Annotated in this window: 17 protein-coding genes; 11 read left to right on the top strand and 6 right to left on the bottom strand. The window is 53.4% G+C overall.

Annotation, left to right across the window (positions count from 1 at the left end; genetic code table 11):
- Positions 1-82: 82 nt before the first annotated feature.
- From QRY16_RS15170 to QRY16_RS15150, 5 genes are all read left to right on the top strand, one after another.
- Positions 83-1,066: an arabinose ABC transporter substrate-binding protein gene (locus QRY16_RS15170; protein ID WP_193404100.1), complete on the top strand. Its 984-nt coding sequence runs from the start codon at positions 83-85 to the stop codon at positions 1,064-1,066.
- Positions 1,067-1,248: 182 nt separating this feature from the next.
- Entirely contained in the window at positions 1,249-2,769 is a 1,521-nt protein-coding gene (gene araG / locus QRY16_RS15165) for an L-arabinose ABC transporter ATP-binding protein AraG (protein ID WP_289777188.1), read from the top strand.
- 13 nt (positions 2,770-2,782) lie between these two features.
- Entirely contained in the window at positions 2,783-3,769 is a 987-nt protein-coding gene (gene araH / locus QRY16_RS15160; protein WP_289777187.1) for an L-arabinose ABC transporter permease AraH, read from the top strand.
- A gap of 68 nt (positions 3,770-3,837) precedes the next feature.
- Complete coding sequence (araC, locus tag QRY16_RS15155; protein WP_193404103.1) at positions 3,838-4,755, top strand: arabinose operon transcriptional regulator AraC; 918 nt, start codon at positions 3,838-3,840, stop codon at positions 4,753-4,755.
- 78 nt (positions 4,756-4,833) lie between these two features.
- The gene (locus QRY16_RS15150; RefSeq protein ID WP_289777186.1) at positions 4,834-5,874 is read left to right on the top strand and encodes an oxidoreductase; all 1,041 of its coding nucleotides are present in this window, start codon (positions 4,834-4,836) and stop codon (positions 5,872-5,874) included.
- A gap of 46 nt (positions 5,875-5,920) precedes the next feature.
- Here QRY16_RS15150 and add read toward each other — a convergent pair whose 3' ends face one another.
- The 3 genes from add to manA all read right to left on the bottom strand — a co-directional run bounded on the left by add (position 5,921) and on the right by manA (position 10,277).
- Positions 5,921-6,916: an adenosine deaminase gene (add, locus tag QRY16_RS15145; protein ID WP_289777185.1), complete on the bottom strand. Its 996-nt coding sequence runs from the start codon at positions 6,914-6,916 to the stop codon at positions 5,921-5,923.
- A gap of 552 nt (positions 6,917-7,468) precedes the next feature.
- On the bottom strand, positions 7,469-8,968 hold the full coding sequence (locus QRY16_RS15140) for a YdgA family protein (protein WP_289777184.1): 1,500 nt from the start codon (positions 8,966-8,968) through the stop codon (positions 7,469-7,471).
- A 133-nt stretch (positions 8,969-9,101) separates the two neighbouring features.
- Positions 9,102-10,277, bottom strand: coding sequence for a mannose-6-phosphate isomerase (gene manA, locus QRY16_RS15135; protein WP_289777183.1), 1,176 nt, complete (start codon positions 10,275-10,277; stop codon positions 9,102-9,104).
- A 188-nt stretch (positions 10,278-10,465) separates the two neighbouring features.
- Here manA and fumC point away from each other — a divergent pair, with 188 nt between their 5' ends.
- Positions 10,466-11,863: a class II fumarate hydratase gene (gene fumC / locus QRY16_RS15130; protein WP_289777182.1), complete on the top strand. Its 1,398-nt coding sequence runs from the start codon at positions 10,466-10,468 to the stop codon at positions 11,861-11,863.
- Between the two features lie 50 nt (positions 11,864-11,913).
- Here fumC and tus read toward each other — a convergent pair whose 3' ends face one another.
- Positions 11,914-12,843, bottom strand: a complete 930-nt coding sequence (gene tus, locus QRY16_RS15125; protein WP_193404108.1) for a DNA replication terminus site-binding protein — start codon at positions 12,841-12,843, stop codon at positions 11,914-11,916.
- A 212-nt stretch (positions 12,844-13,055) separates the two neighbouring features.
- Here tus and QRY16_RS15120 point away from each other — a divergent pair, with 212 nt between their 5' ends.
- The 5 genes from QRY16_RS15120 (at position 13,056) to QRY16_RS15100 (ending at position 16,304) form a co-directional block, all read left to right on the top strand.
- Positions 13,056-14,240 carry an MFS transporter gene (locus QRY16_RS15120; protein ID WP_289777181.1) on the top strand — a complete coding sequence of 395 codons (1,185 nt, stop codon included), beginning with the start codon at positions 13,056-13,058 and terminating at the stop codon, positions 14,238-14,240.
- 190 nt (positions 14,241-14,430) lie between these two features.
- Positions 14,431-14,919 (top strand): RrF2 family transcriptional regulator, encoded by a 489-nt coding sequence (locus QRY16_RS15115; RefSeq protein ID WP_193404110.1) that lies wholly within the window; start codon positions 14,431-14,433, stop codon positions 14,917-14,919.
- Positions 14,920-15,169: 250 nt separating this feature from the next.
- Positions 15,170-15,517 (top strand): helix-turn-helix domain-containing protein, encoded by a 348-nt coding sequence (locus QRY16_RS15110; RefSeq protein WP_193404111.1) that lies wholly within the window; start codon positions 15,170-15,172, stop codon positions 15,515-15,517.
- Between the two features lie 86 nt (positions 15,518-15,603).
- On the top strand, positions 15,604-16,038 hold the full coding sequence (locus tag QRY16_RS15105) for a ribonuclease domain-containing protein (protein WP_289777180.1): 435 nt from the start codon (positions 15,604-15,606) through the stop codon (positions 16,036-16,038).
- Positions 16,039-16,040: 2 nt separating this feature from the next.
- The gene (locus QRY16_RS15100; RefSeq protein ID WP_193404113.1) at positions 16,041-16,304 is read left to right on the top strand and encodes a barstar family protein; all 264 of its coding nucleotides are present in this window, start codon (positions 16,041-16,043) and stop codon (positions 16,302-16,304) included.
- On the opposite strand, the gene QRY16_RS15095 is transcribed toward QRY16_RS15100, so the two are convergent.
- Both QRY16_RS15095 and QRY16_RS15090 read right to left on the bottom strand, forming a co-directional pair.
- Positions 16,301-18,667, bottom strand: a complete 2,367-nt coding sequence (locus QRY16_RS15095) for a virulence factor SrfC family protein (RefSeq protein ID WP_289777179.1) — start codon at positions 18,665-18,667, stop codon at positions 16,301-16,303. The genes QRY16_RS15100 and QRY16_RS15095 overlap by 4 nt on opposite strands.
- The gene (locus QRY16_RS15090) at positions 18,664-21,627 is read right to left on the bottom strand and encodes a virulence factor SrfB (protein WP_289777178.1); all 2,964 of its coding nucleotides are present in this window, start codon (positions 21,625-21,627) and stop codon (positions 18,664-18,666) included. Before QRY16_RS15090 ends, QRY16_RS15095 begins: the two co-directional genes overlap by 4 nt.
- Between the last annotated feature and the right edge of the window lie 2 nt (positions 21,628-21,629).

Here is a 21,629-nt window from a genome sequence, read left to right as displayed (position 1 = left end):
ACCCTAAAAAAGAAATTTGATTGGTAACGTTTACACCGATTCGTTATTAACAGCGATAAAACAACTAGCGCCGGAGAGCATCATGCATAAATTCACTAAAGCGTTCGCAGCCATTGGGCTGGCAGCGGTTATGTCACAATCCGCTATCGCCGAGACCATGAAGCTCGGCTTTTTAGTCAAGCAGCCGGAAGAACCCTGGTTTCAGACCGAGTGGAAGTTCGCCGATAAAGCGGGCAAGGATCTGGGCTTTGAAGTGATCAAAATTGCCGTCCCCGATGGTGAAAAAACCCTTAACGCTATCGACAGCCTGGCGGCCAACGGCGCGAAAGGTTTCGTTATCTGTACGCCCGATCCCAAACTTGGCTCTGCCATTGTGGCGAAGGCGCGCGGTTACGACTTAAAGGTCATTGCTGTCGATGATCAGTTCGTTACCGCTAAAGGTAAGCCGATGGAAACCGTGCCATTAGTGATGATGGCCGCCACGAAAATCGGCGAGCGTCAGGGCCAGGAGTTGTATAAGGAGATGCAAAAACGTGGCTGGGACGTGAAAACCACGGGCGTTATGGCGATTACCGCGAATGAGCTGGATACGGCGCGTCGTCGCACCAGTGGTTCCATGGCAGCGCTCAAAGCGGCGGGCTTCCCGGCAGGTCAAATCTATCAGGTGCCGACTAAATCCAACGACATCCCAGGCGCGTTTGATGCGGGTAATTCGCTGCTGGTACAGCATCCCGAGGTGAAGCACTGGCTGGTTATCGGCATGAACGACAACACCGTGTTGGGTGGCGTGCGTGCGACTGAAGGTCAGAACTTTAAAGCCGCTGATGTGATTGGCATTGGTATTAATGGCGTGGATGCGATCAGCGAATTGTCGAAAGACAAAGCCACCGGGTTCTACGGCTCGCTGCTGCCAAGCCCAGATGTGCACGGTTATAAGAGCAGCCAGATGCTCTACAACTGGGTAAGCAAAGGGGAAGAACCGCCAAAATTCACCGAAGTCACTGACGTCGTGCTGATCACCCGCGATAACTTCAAAACTGAGCTGGCGAAGAAAGGGTTGATGTAAACCCGCAGAGCGTGCCGATGTTCATTGCGACAACGGCACTTTAATGACGTATAGCCAAAATAGTTCGGACCGCATGAAAGTGGCGAACGCGTGATCGCAGCAACGTCCTTCAGTCAGTTACTGAAGTCAACGCACGCAGCCGCTCTATCGGCGGGCCGAAACAGGAAGGATAAGGAGCTTCCATGAACACTGATAAAGCCTTTCTGTCGTTTCATGGCATCAGTAAAACGTTTCCCGGCGTAAAAGCGTTGCAGGACATCTCGTTTGACTGTCACAGCGGCCAGGTGCATGCGTTGATGGGAGAAAATGGCGCCGGCAAATCGACGCTGTTAAAGATCCTCAGCGGCAGCTACCAGCCGAGCGGCGGAGGAATTCGTATCAACGGCCAACCGGTCAACTTCCAGCACACCACGGATGCGCTTGATGCAGGCGTGGCAATTATCTATCAGGAACTGCATCTGATCCCTGAAATGAGCGTGGCGGAGAACATCTTTCTCGGTCAGATTCCGCACAAGCGCGGCCTGGTGAATCGCAAACTGCTGCGGCACGAAGCCAGTTTGCAGCTTAAAAAGCTCGGTATGGATATTGATCCTGATATGCCGCTGAAATATCTGTCGCTCGGGCAATGGCAAATGGTGGAAATTGCCAAGGCGCTGACACGCGATGCCCATATTATCGCCTTTGATGAGCCGACGAGTTCGCTGTCGGCACGTGAAATCGACAATCTGTTTCGCGTCATCCGTCAGCTGCGTGCGGAAGGCCGCGTGGTGCTGTATGTGTCACACCGGATGGAAGAAATTTTCGCCCTGAGCGATGCCATCACGGTATTCAAAGATGGCCGTTACGTCCGCACCTTTACCGATATGGCAACCACTGAGCATGACGACCTGGTGCAGGCGATGGTGGGGCGCAATCTGGGGGATATTTACGGCTATACACCGCGTGCCAAAGGTGCGGTGCGCCTGACGCTGGACAACGTTGAAGCGAAGGGGGTCCGCACCCCGATCTCCCTGAATGTGCATGCGGGTGAGATCGTTGGCTTGTTTGGCTTAGTGGGCGCAGGACGCAGCGAGCTACTTAAAGGGCTGTTTGGCGCGACACGACTGCGTGCTGGTCAGGTTTTGCTGGATGGCAAACCGTTAACGCTACGGGAACCGATTGATGCCATTCGCGCAGGCATCATGCTGTGCCCGGAAGATCGTAAAGCGGAGGGCATTATTCCGGTGCACTCGGTGCGTGACAATATCAATATTAGCGCGCGACGCCATAACCTGACGGCGGGATGCCTGATCAAAAATGGCTGGGAAGCGAAAAATGCTGACAGCCATATTCGTTCCCTGAATATCAAAACCCCCGGCGCCGAACAGCTAATCATGAACCTTTCCGGCGGTAATCAGCAAAAGGCCATTTTAGGCCGCTGGTTATCGGAAGAGATGAAAGTGATCCTGCTCGACGAGCCGACGCGTGGCATCGATATAGGGGCTAAGCACGAAATCTATAACCTGATTTATCAGCTGGCAAACAGAGGCATTGCCGTGCTGTTTGCTTCCAGTGATTTACCGGAAGTGATGGGCCTTGCCGATCGTATCGTGGTGATGCGAGAAGGGGCGATTGCCGGTGAATTACTGCATGACGACGCCACGGAGCAGCAAACGCTGAGCCTGGCGATGCCAAAAACTACTCAAGCGGCCGCCGTGGCCTGACAGGAGATCAATCATGGCTTCATCCACGACATCCAATACGCCGCCGCCAGCATCACGCAGTGGGCTGCAGTTTGGTCGCATCTGGGACAATTTCGGCATGCTGGTAGTGTTTGCGCTGCTGTTTGTTGCCTGTGCAGTTTTCGTGCCGAACTTTGGTTCGTTCATCAATATGAAAGGGCTTGGGCTGGCGATGTCCATGTCCGGCATGGTGGCCTGTGGCATGCTGTTCTGCCTGGCGTCAGGCGATTTTGACCTGTCGGTCGCGTCAGTGATTGCCTGCGCGGGCGTGGTCACCGCTGTGGTGATCAATATGACCGAAAGCCTGTGGATTGGCGTGGCGGCAGGCCTGATGCTGGGCATGCTGACCGGGTTTATCAATGGCTTTGTTATCGCCCGACTGAAAATTAATGCGCTGATAACCACGCTGGCGACCATGCAAATCGTGCGTGGCCTGGCCTATATCTTTTCCGACGGTAAAGCCGTGGGCATTGAGGATGAACGTTTCTTTGCGTTGGGTTTCACCAACTGGCTGGGGGTGCCGGCGCCGATCTGGCTCACCATCGCCACCATGGCGATTTTTGGTTTCCTGCTGAATAAAACCACGTTTGGCCGCAACACGTTAGCGATTGGCGGTAATGAAGAAGCTGCGCGATTAGCCGGTGTGCCGGTGGTGCGTACCCGCATTATCATCTTTATCCTGTCCGGGTTAGTCTCGGCGGCGGCGGGTATCATACTGGCGTCGCGTATGACCAGTGGACAGCCAATGACCTCGCTGGGCTATGAGCTGGTCGTCATCTCCGCCTGCGTATTAGGCGGCGTGTCATTAAAGGGCGGCATTGGCAAAATCTCCTATGTCGTTGCTGGCGTTTTGATTCTCGGCACCGTTGAAAATGCGATGAATTTATTGAATATCTCGCCATTCTCACAGTATGTCGTGCGCGGTTTGATACTGTTAGCAGCGGTAATTTTTGACCGCTACAAACAAAAGCATAAAGCCTGATTAAGTCGCAGTAACCACGCGGACGTCGGCGTCCGCGTTTGATCAAACATCGACAGAGTGAGGATATTATGTATCACCGTGAATTAGCTGCGGAACAACACAATCCCCTGTTGCCGGGTTACGCGTTTAATGCCTGGCTGGTGGCGGGGTTAACGCCCATTACTGCTGAAGGCCCGCTGGATTTCTTTATCGATCGTCCGCACGGCATGAAAGGCTACATTCTGAATCTGACCATCAAAGGAAAAGGGCGGGTATTTGATGGCGAAAGGGCGTTCGATTGTGAGCCGGGTGAGATGCTGTTGTTTCAGCCAAAAACGGCGCATTATTATGGCCGTTCACCGGAAAGCCCGCAATGGTTTCACCGCTGGGTCTATTTTCGCCCGCGCGCTTACTGGAATGACTGGCTGCAATGGCAGGATGAGAAAGAGGGCGTCGGGCGGCTGCAGCTACCGGAATCGTTACGCGGTGAATTTGATCGCCTGTTTGCCAGCATTGAACAAACGCACACATCGGGGCGGCGCTTTGCCGAAGAGCTGGCGATGAATTTGCTTGAACGCCTGTTATTACGGGCAGTGGAAGAAGATCCGCGTAGCCACCAGCAGGTGCGTGATCCGCGGGTGATTGAAGCTTGCCAGTACGTCACAAACCATTTAGCCAGCGAAGTGAAAATTGAGGATGTGGCCCGTCATGTTTGTCTGTCGCCATCGCGCCTGGCGCATCTGTTTCGCGAACAAATGGGTGTCAATTTGCTGCGCTGGCGTGAAGATCAACGCGTTATCCGTGCCAAACTGCTGCTGCAAACCACGCAGGAACCGATTGCCACCATCGGACGTGAAGTGGGTTACGACGATCAACTCTATTTCTCACGCGTATTCCGTAAACGGGTTGGCATCAGCCCCAGTGATTTCCGTCGACGCAATCTGGATGTACCTGACAGTCTGGCGGCGCAAACGGCCTGGCCAGCGACACGACGTGCTATCTCCTGATTTTTAGGGAAATTCCACCTTGTTCTGGCCGGGTTAATGGTCTTAAATCAATCGGATTAGCGAACAAGAGGAATAAAGATGAGCGATAAACTTCGTGTTGGTCTGATAGGTTATGGCTTTGCCAGTAAAACGTTCCATGCACCGCTGATTGCGGGTACCCCTGACGTCGAGCTGGCGGCGATTTCCAGCAGTGACGCCAGCAAAGTTCACGCCGACTGGCCATCCGTCCAGGTTGCGACTGATCCTCAGGCGCTACTGGACGATCCTACGCTGCAACTGATAGTGATCCCCACCCCTAATGACACCCATTTTCCGTTGGCGAAGGCAGCGCTTAATGCCGGTAAACATGTGGTGGTTGATAAGCCGTTTACCGTGACGTTGTCACAAGCACGCGAGCTGGATGCGCTGGCGAAAGCAAAAGGGTTACTGCTTTCTGTATTTCATAATCGCCGCTGGGATAGCGATTTTCTGACGCTAAAACAGCTGCTGTCGGATGGCACGCTGGGCGAAGTGCGCTATCTGGAATCGCATTATGACCGTTTCCGCCTGGAGGTTCGTCAGCGCTGGCGTGAAATGAAAGGCGCAGGCAGCGGTATCTGGTACGATTTAGGCCCGCATTTACTGGATCAAACATTACAGCTGTTTGGTTCGCCGGTTGCTATCAATGTGGATCTGGCTGAAATGCGCCCAGGTGCGCAAACTACCGATTACTTCCATGCCACGCTGACCTACCCGCAGCGCCGTGTGGTGCTGCACGGCAGCATGCTGGCGGCCGCAGAATCTCCCCGTTATGTGGTACATGGCACCGCAGGTAGCTATGTGAAATACGGCCTTGATCCGCAGGAAGATCGGCTGAAAGCAGGCGATTTTCCGCCAAAAGAAGACTGGGGATATGACATGCGCGACGGCACGCTGACGCTGGCTGAAGGTGACAGCATGACGGAAAAAACCCTGATGACGCAGCCAGGCAATTATCCGGCTTACTACGCGGCAGTACGTGACGCGATTAACGGACGGGGCAGCAATCCGGTGACAGCGGAAGAGGCGATTCAGGTAATGGAGCTGATCGAGCTCGGCCTGCAATCAGCTGAAAAGCGCCAGACAATGTCGCTGAAATAACAAGCTTAAGCAAACGGGCCTGAATGGCCCGTTTTTTTACCTGCCATTACTGCACTTTTGCCCTGATCGCGGCTTTTTCATCCTCGCTCAAAAAGGCGATGGTTAAGCCATTCTCCTGTGCCTGACGCATTTGCGCCTGACTCAGCCCCGCAGCTGGCGCGGCATGCTCATATTCATACCCCAGCTCAATGCCCTGAACCGCCGGGTCGTCGGTGTTAATGGTGGCCAGGATGCCATGCTCAAGGAAGGTTTTCAGTGGATGCTGCGCCAGTGATGGCACGGTGCTGGTCTGGATATTGGAGGTCAGACAGGATTCAATGCCAATGCGGTGCCCGGCAAGGAAATCCATTAGTGCGCGATCTTCCATCGCCTTGACGCCATGGCCGATGCGCTCAGCGCCCAGTTCGCGAATGGCTTGCCAGATACTTTCCGGACCAGCGGCTTCTCCGGCATGCACCGTGACGCGGAAACCCGCATCACGTGCCCGGTTAAAGTGGCTGAGAAATTCGCTGCCAGGAAAACCAGCCTCGTCGCCTGCTAAATCTACCGCTGTGATATGGTCGCGATGCGCCAGCAAGCCATCAAGTTCATTCAGGCAAGCTTCTTCACCAAAGGTGCGGCTCATAATGCCAATCAAACGCACCTCAATATCGTACTGCTGACAGCCAGCTTTGATGCCATCAATGACCGCCTCAACGACACCGGCAATGGGCAGATTGTGGTGCATCGCCATGTAGCCAGGAGAGAAACGCAGTTCAGCATAGTGGATACCGGCGCGCGCGGCATCTTCAACATTTTCCATGGCGACACGTCGGCAGGCATTCAGATCACCTAAGACTTTTACGCCCCAGTCCAGTTTTTGTAAAAAGCTGACCAGGTCCGGCTGGCTTTGTGTGACCTGTACGTGTGGGCGCAGCAAATCTAAGGTGTCAGCAGGCAGGGTAAAATTAAACTGGCGGCCTAAATCGAGAATAGTTTGTGCACGAATGTTGCCGTCAAGATGACGATGAATATCAGTGAGGGGGATCTTTGAATCAATCATGGTGCACTCGCTTAGTTGTCGGTATGCGTTGGCGGGGAGTGCAGAGTAGTATAAAAACAACGTACGCAACTGTGCCAGTGGTTTGCGCAACAACCGTTTCAGATGTTGCTTAATTGTGCGGAAAAAGACGCCGCTTCTGTCTGGACGCTTACCCGGTTTACAATCGGATAACCGCGCGTTGACGCGACATGCCATTTTCCAGTTGCATTTACCTGCTGCCGTGGCGAGCCACTGTTTCGATAAAATCAAACATGGTCGCTTTAAGTGACAACGTCATATTTAGGCGTGAGCGTTCGCCGCTGACCGGTTGAATGGTGGCTTAACCGCGCCTTTAAGAAAGTTTGCTGCAAGATCGCGCTGTAAAAGGCAGACACCTTGCCCGGTGTGATCGCTCAGGGGAGAAAACATTGCCCGAACGCGGGCGCTTAAACAGGGGTTGCGATGTTTTATCGTTTCACTTTAGCGTATTGAATAAAAATGCCGACCTATGGCGGGGTCGGCACTGTTCGCTTTTGGCACTGTTTACCTGTAGCGGGAGGTAAACCGAAAACGCTATTGCGGCATCCCATCACTGGTTGGCATACCCAGCATATAGCGTGACATAAATTGCTCAAGCGTCATCTTATTGCCATTCATGTTCACCTGGCCCCTGGCGTATTGCAGCGTGGTAACAATATTATCGTCTTGCTGCTGGGTCAGACGGAACATCTGGCCCATTGCCGCCAGGCCTTTAACCTGCTGGTCAGCCAGTTTTTGTGCATCTTCAGCCTGATAACCTTCTGCCAAACCAACATGGCGCATCGTTTCAGTCGCCATCGGCATATTAATAATTAATTTGCCATCCAGCGTTTTCAGAATCCGATCAATCATTGTGCTCAGACTTTGTGGTTCACCGCTCACGGTAGCCGGATCGTTAAAGTTAGCGGTCAGATTAAATGTGCTTTCGCCTTTATCATTTTTCCAGCTCAGCGGCGCAATGCTGATGGAAGGCGAGCCTTTCAGCAAGGTAGGTAAGTTGTTCAGCAAAATAGTATGAACGCCAGCCTGGTAGCGGATAGGATCGTCCGCCAGCCCCTGTTGATTTAGCAGATCCTGCAACTGCGCGTTGTAATTATCGGAGAAGGTTTTCACCGCCTGCGCATCAAACTGTGACAGCTTCATCTTTAATGTCGCCTGGCCGAAATCCTGTTGCTGCAACTGAACGCTAGCGACGTGATAATCGATATTGCCGCCAATTTTGCCGGAATGATTATCAAAGGAGGAGGTGCCTTTCAGCTTCAGCAGGGTCAGGGCGTCCTGACCATTGATGCTTGCGTTGACTTTTTCGACGTCAATCGCTTGATCACCGATACGCACGCCTTCAGGGCTGAGATGAGTTTTGCCGCTGACGTTTAAGTTATTCAGCGTGAACAAGACCGGCTGGCCCATTTCATTTTTGCTGGTCAATGCCACGCTGCCAATATCACTGTCCAGCGACACGCTATCGCCTTTGCTGTCAATGCTGACGTTCAGCACGCCGCCATTGGTAGCCGCACGTTCTCCGCTTTGCACATTTTGATAATCGATCGGTAAAACTTTCAGCGCGGTATCGGTTGCACCGCTGTAGCCAATGCGCGTTTCAGCATTGATCAGCGAGTGATTATTGGTCAGTTCAAACAGTTTCTTCACCGCATTGGTATTCGCCAGTTCGGTATGAACTGACGCCATGCTGGGGATCAGATTGCCATGCTTCAGCTGGGCAAACGGAAAAGGGCCGTGGCTGATCTTTTCATTAAAGACGATACTTTGGCCGGGCTTCAACAGCGAATTATCTTCCGTCTGCGAGGTTGCCTGGATCACCAGTTTTGTCTGGCTGCTAAACACGCCGCGTTGATAATCCTGATAGCTAATCTTCAGTCGGCTGTTTGGTGCGTAAGCGTTCAGCTGGGTATTGGCGTTTTGCACCAGCTGATCCATGTGCGTTTCCAGTTGCTTGCCGGTGAACCAGGCTGCGCCAGCCCAGATTACGCCCAAGGCTACAATTACACCCACGGCAACGTTAGTCTTTTTCATTACTGAGTCGTCCTTATCCTTGAGTCCGCCTACGCCGCTTATCGTATCCGGCGAGTGAAGAAAAAACACCCGCAGGTGTTTTTTAGCTAATAGATTGAAATAATAGCAGTTACGCGCGAGAACGTCAGCCGCATCACGGTAAGTCGTTGAACACGCGTGCCAGACGGCCCGTTCCGGCGACGGTAATCGGGGCCTCATTCGCAGCAACAAAGCATGACTCACCCGGACGCAGCGTTAACTGCTGTGAGCCTCTGGCAATAATCGCCTGGCCTTCAATGCAAAACAGCAGGGCAGCGCTTTCCTGGCTCACCGATTGCGGCTCAGCATTCAGGGTATGAATAGCGAAAGCAAAATCATCAACCGGAATGGGGAAGCGCAGCTCATTACCCTGTTGTTCGGGCTGCGTCAGTAACTGATCCGCCGGTTTCTCGACAAATTTAACGTTCGCCGTCAGTTCAGGAATATCGATGTATTTAGGCGTTAAACCGGCACGCAATACGTTATCCGAATTGGCCATCACTTCCAGCGCTACGCCTTTTAAGTAGGCATGCGGCGTTTCGGCAAACAGGAACATCGCTTCGCCTGGCTGCAACGTAATCACGTTAAGCAGCAAAGGGGAAAACAAACCGCTGTCGTCAGGATAACTGGCTGCAATGTTTTTGACCGTCTGCCACGGTTCACCTTTATTCGTGTTCAGGGCCGATTTCAATACGCCGAGCGCCAGTGATTTGGCTTCATCTTTCAGCGACAGCAGCGTGAGGAACAGTTTCGCCAAATTATCCTGATCAGGATGTTGCAGAAAGTGGGCAATTTGCGGATGCGCCCCGGCAACCGGCTCCAGTAAGGAAACGATCTCCGAACAGGTACGAAAACCGTTCATCGCCTGAAAAGGGGTTAACGCATACACCAGCTCGGGCTTGTGATTAGCATCTTTATAATTGCGTTCGGCAGCGTTGAGCGGAATTGACGCGGCGTTTTCCCGTGAATAACCCTCTTCGGCTGCGCTTTTGCTGGGATGAACCTGAATAGAGAGCGGCTGATCTGCACACAATACTTTGAATAAGAAAGGCAATTCACCAAAGCGTTGCGCAACGGCGGCACCAAGGACGGAAGCAGGATTAGCCGCAATTATATCGTGTAAAGAGCGGGTTTTACCCTGGTCGTCCAGGGTTGAAGGACTTTTAGGATGCGCGCCCATCCACATCTCGGCCATCGGTAAACCTTTGGGGTTGGCAATGCCATACAGCTCCGTTAAGGCCGTTTTGCTGCCCCATGCATAATTTTGCAGCGAATTGTTCAGTTTATACATTATTTGCCCTTATTCACGGGAAGTTAATGTGCTTATTAAAGCAGAAAGTATTAATGAAAATACATATCAAGTGCAATAAGGATGGCAGGCTTGCATAATGTTAAATTATTGTATGTAAAAATCTCGCCCGCCCAGATGAATTCGTCGGGCGTTTCAATCCCAAAACCTGTGCTAAAGGAGAAGTAGTCATGGCAGCCAATCGCATTGAAAAAGATTCAATGGGGCCCATCGATGTACCGGCAGATAAGTTATGGGGCGCGCAAACACAGCGCTCGCTGGAACATTTTCGTATTTCTACTGAAAAAATGCCGACAGCGCTGGTACATGCGCTGGCATTGACTAAACGCGCTGCTGCCAGCGTTAACCGTGATTTAGGTTTACTCCCGGCCGAGCGGGCAGACGCGATCGTTAACGCAGCGGACGAAGTCCTTGCTGATAAACACAGCGAAGAGTTCCCGTTGGCCATCTGGCAGACCGGTTCCGGTACGCAGACCAACATGAACATGAATGAAGTGCTGGCAAATCGCGCCAGTGAAATTCTTGGCGGCGAACGCGGCATGTCGCGCTTAGTGCATCCGAACGATGATGTAAATAAAAGCCAAAGTTCGAATGATGTATTCCCAACCGCCATGCACGTGGCTGCGGTTATTGCTCTGCGCGAACAGCTGATACCGCAGATTCATGTCCTGAAGAAGACCCTGAGCGAGAAGTCAGAAGCCTTTAAAGACATCGTGAAAATCGGCCGAACCCATCTACAAGACGCGACACCGTTGACGCTGGGTCAGGAAATTTCCGGCTGGGTGGCAATGCTGGAGCACAACCTTAAGCACATCGAACACAGTATTCCGCACGTAGCCGAGCTGGCGCTGGGCGGCACCGCAGTTGGCACCGGTTTAAATACCCATCCTGAATATGCGGTTCGCGTAGCAAAAGCCCTGGCCGAATTAACCCAACAGCCCTTTGTCACCGCGCCAAATAAATTCGAAGCGCTGGCAACCTGTGATGCCTTAGTCCATGCACACGGTGCATTGAAGGGGCTGGCCGCATCCTTAATGAAAATCGCCAACGACGTGCGCTGGTTATCTTCAGGCCCGCGTTGCGGCATCGGCGAAATTGCGATCCCGGAAAACGAGCCGGGTAGCTCCATCATGCCGGGCAAGGTCAATCCAACACAGTGTGAAGCCATGACCATGTTGTGCTGCCAGGTGATGGGCAACGACGTGGCGATTAATATGGGAGGAGCTTCAGGTAACTTTGAACTAAATGTGTTCCGTCCGATGGTGATCCATAACTTCCTGCAATCGATACGCCTGCTGGCAGATGGTATGGACAGCTTTAATCACCATTGTGCAGTCGGTATTGAACCTGTGCGCGAACGTATCGAGCAGTTACTGAATGAATCACTGATGCTGGTTACGGCTTTGAACACCCATATCGGTTACGACAAAGCGGCGGAAATTGCCAAAAAGGCCCATAAAGAGGGGCTGACGCTAAAAGGTTCGGCGCTGAAACTGGGTTATCTGACCGAGGAGCAGTTTGACGAATGGGTCCGTCCTGAAGAGATGGTCGGCAGCATGAAGCAATAAGTCATTCGTCACAACGAGGCCAGCTTATATTAGCTGGCCTTTTTGCTGTGCTACACCGGCGAATCGACCCAAAGATGCAGGCGCGGAATCAGCAAATAAAGCGGTTCAGCGGCAGGTTTATGGCGATAAGTGATGTTATCGGCGTCATAATTAAGCAGTTCGCCCAGCAGCGGAACCTGGGTACGGTCACGACATAACACCAAAATCGGCGAAGGGCAGGCAAGCTGCGTTTGCTTTTTTTCATCGGCGCGCCAGACGCGGGCAATCGGCTGTACTTTTACGGGGCGCTTAATTTTCAAACGTGCCGATGCAGGCAGTGCCCGCACACTTTCTAACTCTTCCTGCACTTTCTGCGCCCACTGCTCACGTGACCAGGGCGCTTGCGAGCGTCCAGCCTTCAGGCTTTTCTCCAGTTTTGCCATGATCTCTTCGCGCGTCACATTTTTGATGATGTGTTTGTTAGCCCAGCCAAAACGCAGGCTGTCCGGTGCCTGTAGCAAAGTAATGGTACGGTAAGCGTTTAGCGTGATTAGGCCACGTAAGTGCTGATGGACAAATTCAAAGCGCGCTTCACTGGGTAAGCCCGAATCCACGGTGATTAGTTTCTCCAGCTGGGCTTTTAATTGATTAATCTCATCGATTTGCAGCGTGATTTGCTGTTGCCTTGCGTCGTCACATTCAATGCAAATCGCGCCAGGCAAACGTACTGCCGCTTTGGTGCTGAGCTTTTCAGACTGATGCTGCATAAACAGGCGGCAGTAATGGTTCAGCGCCATTTCACGCGCCGTTTCACCGAGATGTTGCTCAACGGCTATCTGGGTGATGGCGTCATGTTCGCGGCCTTTTTCAACTGGCGGCAAGCTAAACACGCGCGCAATCAGCAGCGGTTGGGATTCAGTCATCTGCCTTAAGGAAGCGAGCGCCCGTTCTAAATCGTTTATGCACTGGTGTAAATCAGCCACTAAATCGTAACGCGACATAATTTTTCTCCTTAATTACAACATCCATAATGTGGCAGAAGAAAAACAGAGGCGCAAACGTGGTTATAGTTACAACATACTTTTAGTGATCAACCAAAATCAGGCCCGCGGTTTTGCAAAGCAGAACAAAAGGGTGGCCTCACGGCTGGCAAAGTTTTTCCTTGTCTCAGAACGTGTTATAAAAATGCTTTGTTAGCTAATGGATTACAAACGTGAATCAAAAGAACAAACCTGGCGCTGCCGCTATTATCACGCTGGGTTTCGTGCAAATTCTCTCCTGGGGTGGATCGTTCTATTTAATGGCGGTGATGGCAGATCCCATCGTTGCCGAAACCGGATGGTCGCAGCAATGGGTTTACGGTGCGTTATCGACGGGTATTTTAGTGTCTGGATTGCTGGCTCCGCTCAGTGGGCGCATTATCGCCAAAACCGGTGGGCGCCTGTTACTGGCATCAAGCGGGGCAGTGATGGCGCTGGGACTGGTCCTTATGGGGCTAAGCCACACGCTGGCATTATTTTTAGGCGCATGGGTGATTATCGGAACGGGCATGGCGATGGGGTTATATGACGCGCTTTTTGCCACGCTCGGCGCGCGTTATGGCAGCCAGGCACGTTCAGCAATTACGGGTATTACGCTGATTTCAGGGTTCTGTACCACCCTGGTCTGGCCCGGCACGGCACTATTAATTCACTGGCTGGACTGGCGCGGCACTTGCTTTGCGCTTGCAGCCATGCTTGTGCTCTGCGTTTTACCGGCGTACTGCTATGCGTTACCGCAGAGTAAACCGGTTCCCACTATAAAACCTCAATCCTTATTGCAGAATGATGCCGACATCGCACCGATGCTGTTTTGGCTGTTGTGCGCCATTTTTACCCTGGCATCGGTGATTATGACGGCGATCTCGGTGCAACTCATTAGCCTGTTGCAAGCCAGCGGCCATAGCTTAACCTCAGCGCTGGCGTTAAGCGCCATACTGGGTCCTTGTCAAGTCGCTTCACGGCTGGTTGATATTGCCTTTAAGCGAGGGCATCCCATCTGGACCACTTTTTTCTCCGTTGGACTGGTGGCAACGGGCTTGTTACTGCTGGTTTTTTTCCCACAGCTGGCGCTGCTCAGCATGGTGCTTTACGGAGCCGGAAACGGTTTACGTGCCATCGTACGTGGAACTTTACCGCTGGCGATGGTCAAACCGGAGGTCTATGCCATTGTGGTAGGACGAATGGCGCGTCCGGCCCTCATCGGACAGGCACTGACGCCGCTGGTGGGTGGATATGTGTTTGAAACTATGGGCGCACCCGCTACGTTAGGGTTGCTTTGCGTGCTGGCAATTATTAATGTGCTGCTGGTGATTTTTTTAAAACAAAAACTTCCCACGCCTTCGGCCGCTTTCAGCTAATAGCAGAATAATCTGGCGGTTAGCCGGCTAAGCACCTTGTGCTATCGTGCCGTAGGCTTTGGGGAAAACGTGCCTTGTCACTGTCGCCTTGCTTCTAAAAAGCAACAGTGTTTGTTATATTTATTGCTTATTCATTGTTCTCTTAAGCGGCGATAAAACAACAAGATGCACCGCAACTCAGGATAAATAAATGCTTGATTACCGCTTCCCGACAGCTTTGCAGATGGTTCTGAGCGTAGCGATGGCGGAGCAAACGGGAAAACGCTCAACCAGCGCGATTCTGGCTTATGGGCTTGAAGCGAATCCCAGTTTTATCAGGAAATTGATGGTCCCTTTAACCCGCGACGGCATTATTGTCTCAACGCTGGGACGCACCGGATCGATTCATCTGGGCCGTCCGGCCGCAGAAATCACGCTTCGTGACATCTATATCTCCGTCATCGAAGATAAAAAAATCTGGGCTTCCCGCCCTGATGTTACGCCGCGTTGTCTGGTTAGCGCCAATCTCTGCTGGTATTTTAAATCCATTGCAGATGAGGCTGAACAGGCTTCGCTGAATGTATTAGCTAAACGTACTGTCGCCGATGCGCTCAATGAGCTTAAAAAACGTGACACCAGCAATTGCACCGCCGTACCTGTACTTGACGAGGCGGATGATTGCTGCAAAAAAGGCCGCTGATGCGGCTTTTTTTCATTTCTGATCCCCGCTGAATCGAGAGCAATCTGAAGATGACTCTCCCGGTTATTCACTTCACTGCGTCACTGCTTTTTTGCCTGCCTTACTCGTCAGCAGGCGATAAAAAACCCTACAAGCTGTGCGGCATTTAATGTACCAATAAAACTTGCATTAAATGGCATAGTCACTCACCCTTTAAGTGTAACTGCAATTGATACTAATACTATTTGTCACCGCGACGGGAGAGACTGGAATGATGAGCGACGCCTTTATTCATGATCTAATCGACTGGATTGATAACAACATCGAAGCACGTCTGGATCTGGATACCGTTTCTGAGCGTGCAGGCTATTCGAAGTGGCATTTGCAGCGGATGTTCAAAGAACACACCGGCTATCCGCTGGGTGAATATATTCGCGTGAAAAAGCTGAAAAAGTCCGCTGATCGTTTGACCAGCACCAATGAACCGATCCTTAACGTGGCGATTTCGTTAGGCTTCGATTCACAGCAATCGTTTAACCGCAGCTTTAAACGGCAATATGGTGTTGCGCCGGGGACATGGCGTCGTCATAGCGCAAATACGCATTCACACGCTGCTTAACGCCGCTGGGGCCAGCTTGACTGGCCCGCGCTGTTTCTGCGCATGAAAACTGTTATTATCAGCATCCTGTCGTCACGGATGTCATCATGTCAAAAAAACTCTGGATTGGACTCTTTTTTGTCCTTGCCGCCTGCTGGACTGGTCTTAAACCTTATCTGAACTCATCACTGGCGCCTGCTGCTGGCGACATTACTTCGCTGACCGATGCGCGCCTTGTGGCCCGTTATATTTTGCAAAATCAGCAATTGCCCGATTATTACCTGACTAAAAATGAAGCGCGGCAACGTGGCTGGAACCCGGCTAAAGGGGATCTGTGCCAAGTCTTGCCGGGTAAAGCCATAGGCGGCGATCGGTTTTCAAACCGCGAGAAGCGACTGCCGCAACGCAAAAACCGTCAGTGGTATGAGGCTGACGTAAATTATCGCTGCGGTCATCGCGAAGCGGATCGTCTGGTCTACTCTTCCGATGGCCTGGTTTATCTCTCAACCGATCACTATCGCAGCTTTAAACAGGTGCCGTAAGCATGCTGATTCTGACCTTTGATTTTTGCCAGTTAGCCGATCGCGATGCGTTTTATCATCAGCTGGCACAGCAAAGCCATTGCCCGTTTCCGTTTGGCAATAACCTTGATGCGCTATGGGACTGGCTGACCGGTGGAATGGCACTGCCTGCGGAAATACACTTACACCACATTGATAAGCAGCGTGATGCGCTTGTACCGGTATTGGCGCTGTTAGAAGAAGCGGCGCAGTCGCTAAAAGGAGAGCTGCGCCTGGTAATACATTAGCTGCGCAGCGGCTTCAGCAAAGCAATCAGCGCTTCACGCGCAGCAGCGGGTAAATCGCTGCCGCCGGTGTAGCCGTTATTTTCGATAATCACCGTATTGAGTCCGACTAACCAGTCATAGATATAATAAGCCGTATGATTAGCGGGCGCGGCAGCAAGTCTGGTCAGGCGTTGCCCGGCACCAAAGCTTACGCTTGGCGCGGGGGGGCGCGAGAAAATAGGTTGACCGCGATTGACGCGGCTTGGTGGACGCTCCGGCTCCGGGCGCTGCAAGAAACCCAGCCAGGCGACAAAATCGCCCAGTACCGTCATTGCCCGCGTTACCTGCCGATCGGCGCGCGATCCATGCGTCACCGCATGCGAATCGGATTCATGCAGCGCCTGCTGCAATTTTTGCGTCATATCGGTGCGGAAACTGGCGGTGATCAACTCTTCAACCAACCATTCCATTGTAGCTTTATCGATATTCAGCAGCGTCAGTAAGCTGCGGTTTTCGGGCAGCTGGCGCAAGTGATCGAGCCATAAACGGAATACCTGCTGCGGAAATTGCTGACCACTCTGACCCGTTTGACTTTGCTGTACCGGCGCTTGCGCTGTTTCAGTGCTGCTAAACAGATCAAACTCAAACCCAATGCCAAACTGCGTTTCTGCCGCCGGGAGACTGCTGCTGGCGGGTACGGCGGTTTGATTCAGCCAGAGCTGACGTAACGCCTCACGCGGGGGTTGCAGGCATTCCAGCAGCTCACCGTGCAAACCGGTGCGGTGCTGCAAACACTTCAGCAGGGTATCCGCGATAGTCTGTTTGCGTGCCGCCTGTTCCGGGCTGGCTTCGGCTTCCGTCCACGGCTGCAAGCGGCGCTCAACTACGGCATGCTGAACCTGAGCCAGTTGGGCGACAAGTCGATCGCGCCGCGCCTCCGGCTGCATCTCGTCCTGTAACCAGGCGGCCATACGATCAACCCCTGCGCGATCCAGCGCCAGCATTGAACCCCAGTGCTGTCCCGGCTGACCAATCTGACGCTGTACCGCTTCATCTACATTGATCTGCTGATGGCGTGCATCGTAAGGGGTGATCGCCCAGATCAGCCGGGGCTTTTCACCGTTTTTATGCACAGGCTGGTAACGCAGCCATGCACGCAGCGTCTGGCTGGCAAGGCTGGCATCCTGGCGCTGGCTGGCAGCGGTGCAAACCAGTAACAGATCGATAGCCTGACGCGCAGCGTAAAAGCCGGGCAGCAGGGCGCGTTTGTGTTCCAGTAGCCGCGCTCGCAGCGGATCCTGCTGTTGCAGGCGCAGACGCTCTTCCCGAATTGTCTGGTCTGCTGGCAGACCTGGCGCAGGCAGTTCGAGCATGTCGGCGTCATCGTACAGCGCGGTACGCGGCGTTGAACTTAGCGGAATCGACACTTCCAGCGTTAATAACGCCAGCAGGCCCAGCGCCACGCTTTGCGGTTTGGCGATGCGATTTCCGTTCAGTGGACAAACTTCGATTTGCCGTTGCTGGTCTTGCTCGCTGGCCGGTACGATCAGCTGTTCGGCAGGCAAAAAGGCGGTATCGGTCAATACGCTCAGCGGCACCAGCACGCGGTTGCTGTTACGCAGCTGATGACGCAAATGCAGCAGGTCGCGCAGCACTTCATTTAATGCCGGTTCGGCAGGCCACAGCAGCGAAAATAGCTGCACGCGATCGTCAACGCTGAGCCAGGGAGCCAGTTCAATCGCCTGCGGCCAAAAATGGCGATCGAGCAATGCATCATACAAGTGATGACGACGGCACCACGACCATAAGCTGACTAACGCGTCGGTCTCTGATCCTGCCAGCGGCGTGGTCAGGCGATGACGCTGCAAACGGCGTAGTTCGCTGTCGATCTGAGGAATATCCGGCTGTGCAATACCGCCGCCGCAGGTGATGACCAGACGCAAAATTTCCGCTTCGCTCAGCAGAGCTAATTCCACTGGCCATTCGCCAGACAGCGGCTCACGCTGGTGGCTAAAACGGGTCGCAATGGCAAAATCGAGGTTATCGGGATTGATATGCTGAAAATAGTTCAGCGATTTATCGTTCAGGCGAGTCATTAACTGGCCTTGCGCGTCGGCAACCATTTCACGTAGCAGCCAGGCTTTTCCTGCCTGTGATTGCCCAAACAGGGCCAGCGTAACCGGTCGCGCTATTTGCTGGGCCAGCGTTTCCGTTTGCACGCGCGCCTGGCGTAGTTGCAGCGTCAGCGTTTCAGCTTCCAGCGCCAGACGTGGTGAATGCTGGCGGCTGTTATCAATCCAGTCAAGGCTGGCGTTCAGCGCGTCCTGTAACAGGCTAAGACGTTTTGCCAGCGTTTGTGGCTGGCGCGGTTTTACCGATTTCATGATTTACATACGCTCCCGCTATCAATCCAGTATTGCGCATTGGCGTTGCCAGTGGCCGAGAGGGTATTTAATTTCAGGCTCAAATGGTCGAGCGGCACGCGTGTGCCGTCGTCAAGTTGCGCATCACTCAATATCAGGTTTTCCGGGCCTTGCGCATCCGCGCCTGCTTTGACCGTAAGCTTCACGCGCAACACGCTTTCACCAGCAACCTTACGGGCAAGCGCGGCGTCGTTCAGCGTCAGGCTATACAGCGGCGATGCTGGCCAGCGGTCATTGTCCAGTTGGCGGAAACCAAGGCAGACATTGCCGCGAATGCGGAAACTGCTTTTGCGATCCAGCACAAAACTGTTGTCATCAAGGTCAATCTCGCTGTAACAGAGATTTTCATCGCTCAGCGCCTGGTTTTCGTCGAGCATCCCAAGGTAGCGAATCGTTGAGTAAGGCTCAAAGTCACCCGCGCGGAACCAGAAGCTGCTGAGGCGTAAATCCAGCGCCAGCAGGCAGAGCATTGCGCCGACGGCGGCGGTGGATTTAGGGTTGTCAATGCGGCCATGTTTGTTAAACGGATACCAGTCACTGGTATGATAGCCTTCCAGCGACAAAATTCGGCTGCCCGGCAACGGTTGCAGGTGACGCACCAGTGCCTGAATGCCAGGGAAACGTGATGGACGTCCGGTGAGCAGCAGCACATCGCACTGATAAAGTGAAACCACTTCACACATTGAACGCAGCGCGGGAATGATCGCCATGCGGTGCTGCATAAACTCTGCATGTAGCTGCGTCATGCTGACCACCAGCGGCACATCGAGCAGATCGAAGCGGCTGTTGCCGCCTAATTCACGCTGAATCTCACCATTTATAAACGCCAGTACCGCATCGCCAGGCCGCTGTCCCACCAGTTCACCGAACAACGCGTTAATCTCGGCGTGGCTCTCCAGCGGGTCCCAGTTTTCGTAGCGTTCCAAAACCGCCTGTGCCAGTGGAATGAACAGCTGCAACGTGGCTTGCTGGCGCAGCGTCGCTTGTCCATCCATGCGACTGTCATGGCCAAATAACTTCGTTATCAGCGGCTCTGCCAGCGTCAATCCTGCCTTTTGCAGGCTTTGCTGTAAGGCAGGTAAAACCCATAGCTGGATCACATCCAGTAGAATGTCGTCGCCGGCCACTTTAAACCCTTCACGGAACAGCAGACGTGGGGTGATTTTGACATTATTGCCCTGGCCGTCATCAAGACGATATTGGGTTATCGCTAAATCAGTGGTGCCGCCGCCAATGTCGATGGAGGCGATGCGCAGGCTTTTGCCCGGCCGCTCATCGGTTTCGCGTGGGCAGTCCGGACGCGCCATGCTGCTGAAAAAATCCCCGGCGCGACCGGCGAAGTTGACCTGAGTTTCGTTAAACAGCCAAACCATTTGCCCACAGGTGGCTTCATCCCACTCCATTTGTACGTCTGGCACCGGTTTGCGGCTTTGCGCCTGGCTTTGTGGCGAAAAGGCTTCGTCGGCGGGATGCCAGCCTTCAGCCTTCCACACCAGCGCAATGGCTTCCTGCATCCGGCGACGGAATATCTCACGTTCTGGTTTTGGCATCGCCGACGGCAGCGTAAGAATGACGTGCCGCAGTTGACGCGGCGCGTGACTTTGCGGCATGCGTTGCCGCTGTGCGGCACTGTTCATTTGCATCATTGCCTGTGCCAACAGCTCACACAGCATAAAAGTCATCAGCGAACTGCGACTGTAATGAGCAGAAAAAACCGGCAGGCGCTGATCAACAGGCAGCGTATGCAGCGGCTGGCCTTCATCATTAAGCAACAGCGTAAAAGGGGCAGCGCAGGCCAGCGGCTCGCCTTGACCATTCTGCTGATTGAAGCGCCAGCCTGGCTGATAGCGCGCTTCATCCCATAAGTAACGGCGCGGACTGGATAATCCGGTGCTGCCTTCCAGCCCGGCGCGTTGCAGCGCCATGCGGCTGGCTTCACGACCAACGCGGGTCAACGAGGGCCACATAAAGGCCGATTCACGTCCGCTTTCCAGCGAAAAGTTAGCTTTACCGAAACGCGCCTCGGCGAACTCCAGGCGGCTGTCGAATAGCCCGTTATAGACCCGATGTGGCTGCGTGAGATCGCGCAGTTGCAGCTCATAGGTCTGTTTCAGGCCGTTAGTCTCTTCGGGATGATCTTCCACCAGAATGCCACAGGTATGGGAATTACCGACGTCGAGAATGATGTCGACATTCACCGCCGGGGTTTGCAGCGTGGCGGCCTGAATATGAATATCAGTGAGATTCAGCTGCTCACCGAGCACTTCCAGCAGATTAAGATAGTGCGCCTGATATTCAAATTCGCGCAGCGCCTGATTAATTGCCTGCTCGCGGCGATCCTGAACACGCTCGGTAAACGCTTCACGCAGCCAGCCATCAACCCAGGTATGATCGAGAAATTCACCCAGCTCATAGTTGTGCCACGCCAGCGCAAAGGTTACGCCGTTTTGCGCATCAGCGGGGGACAGGCCAAGTTGTTCGCCACCTTCTTCCTCTGCCACGCAGCGGGTGTCAAACGCCAGGCTCACGCGATGGGTATTGCCTGCCGCGTCGGGGGTATCCAGCGCCACCAGGCGCATGCGCGCCCAGTTTTCTGGCCCGCCAATAAAGCGGCGTCCGCTGGCACAACGCAGTATTGGCAACGGCAACCAGCAGGCAGACAGCAGTGCCAGCGAATCGGCCAGCGCAATGTCAGATTCAGGGCGCACGACTTCCGGGGCGCCTCCGTCTTTGGGATAGAGCCGGAATTTGCCGTTGTTACCGTCCAGGTTAAGGCGCAGCAGCGGACCGTTTGCCGTCTGGCGCACAAACTGGCGGCGCGCCTGGGTCGCCGAAAATTGCAGACCAAAGTCAAGGAACTGTACGCCGCTGTCTTGAATCAGCGTGATTTTTTGTTTGTCATCGATCAGGGGAGCCAGCATGG

The sequence above is a fragment of the Mixta mediterraneensis genome (genome assembly GCF_030283135.1).
In the GTDB taxonomy this organism is placed as follows: Bacteria; Pseudomonadota; Gammaproteobacteria; order Enterobacterales; family Enterobacteriaceae; genus Pantoea; species Pantoea mediterraneensis.
The sequence above is the reverse complement of the archived record's forward strand: the minus strand, read 5'-3'. Positions and strand labels throughout refer to the sequence as shown.

Bases quoted from the DNA above. Each gene is read 5' to 3' on its own strand.
- QRY16_RS15110 (WP_193404111.1), top strand. From the start codon at position 15,170: ATGATGAGCGACGCCTTTATTCATGATCTAATCGACTGGATTGATAAC.
- QRY16_RS15115 (WP_193404110.1), top strand. From the start codon at position 14,431: ATGCTTGATTACCGCTTCCCGACAGCTTTGCAGATGGTTCTGAGCGTA.
- fumC (WP_289777182.1), top strand. From the start codon at position 10,466: ATGGCAGCCAATCGCATTGAAAAAGATTCAATGGGGCCCATCGATGTA.
- QRY16_RS15100 (WP_193404113.1), top strand. From the start codon at position 16,041: ATGCTGATTCTGACCTTTGATTTTTGCCAGTTAGCCGATCGCGATGCG.
- araH (WP_289777187.1), top strand. From the start codon at position 2,783: ATGGCTTCATCCACGACATCCAATACGCCGCCGCCAGCATCACGCAGT.
- araC (WP_193404103.1), top strand. From the start codon at position 3,838: ATGTATCACCGTGAATTAGCTGCGGAACAACACAATCCCCTGTTGCCG.
- QRY16_RS15170 (WP_193404100.1), top strand. From the start codon at position 83: ATGCATAAATTCACTAAAGCGTTCGCAGCCATTGGGCTGGCAGCGGTT.
- add (WP_289777185.1), bottom strand. From the start codon at position 6,916: ATGATTGATTCAAAGATCCCCCTCACTGATATTCATCGTCATCTTGAC.
- araG (WP_289777188.1), top strand. From the start codon at position 1,249: ATGAACACTGATAAAGCCTTTCTGTCGTTTCATGGCATCAGTAAAACG.
- QRY16_RS15140 (WP_289777184.1), bottom strand. From the start codon at position 8,968: ATGAAAAAGACTAACGTTGCCGTGGGTGTAATTGTAGCCTTGGGCGTA.
- QRY16_RS15105 (WP_289777180.1), top strand. From the start codon at position 15,604: ATGTCAAAAAAACTCTGGATTGGACTCTTTTTTGTCCTTGCCGCCTGC.
- QRY16_RS15090 (WP_289777178.1), bottom strand. From the start codon at position 21,627: ATGCTGGCTCCCCTGATCGATGACAAACAAAAAATCACGCTGATTCAA.
- QRY16_RS15150 (WP_289777186.1), top strand. From the start codon at position 4,834: ATGAGCGATAAACTTCGTGTTGGTCTGATAGGTTATGGCTTTGCCAGT.
- QRY16_RS15095 (WP_289777179.1), bottom strand. From the start codon at position 18,667: ATGAAATCGGTAAAACCGCGCCAGCCACAAACGCTGGCAAAACGTCTT.
- manA (WP_289777183.1), bottom strand. From the start codon at position 10,277: ATGTATAAACTGAACAATTCGCTGCAAAATTATGCATGGGGCAGCAAA.
- tus (WP_193404108.1), bottom strand. From the start codon at position 12,843: ATGTCGCGTTACGATTTAGTGGCTGATTTACACCAGTGCATAAACGAT.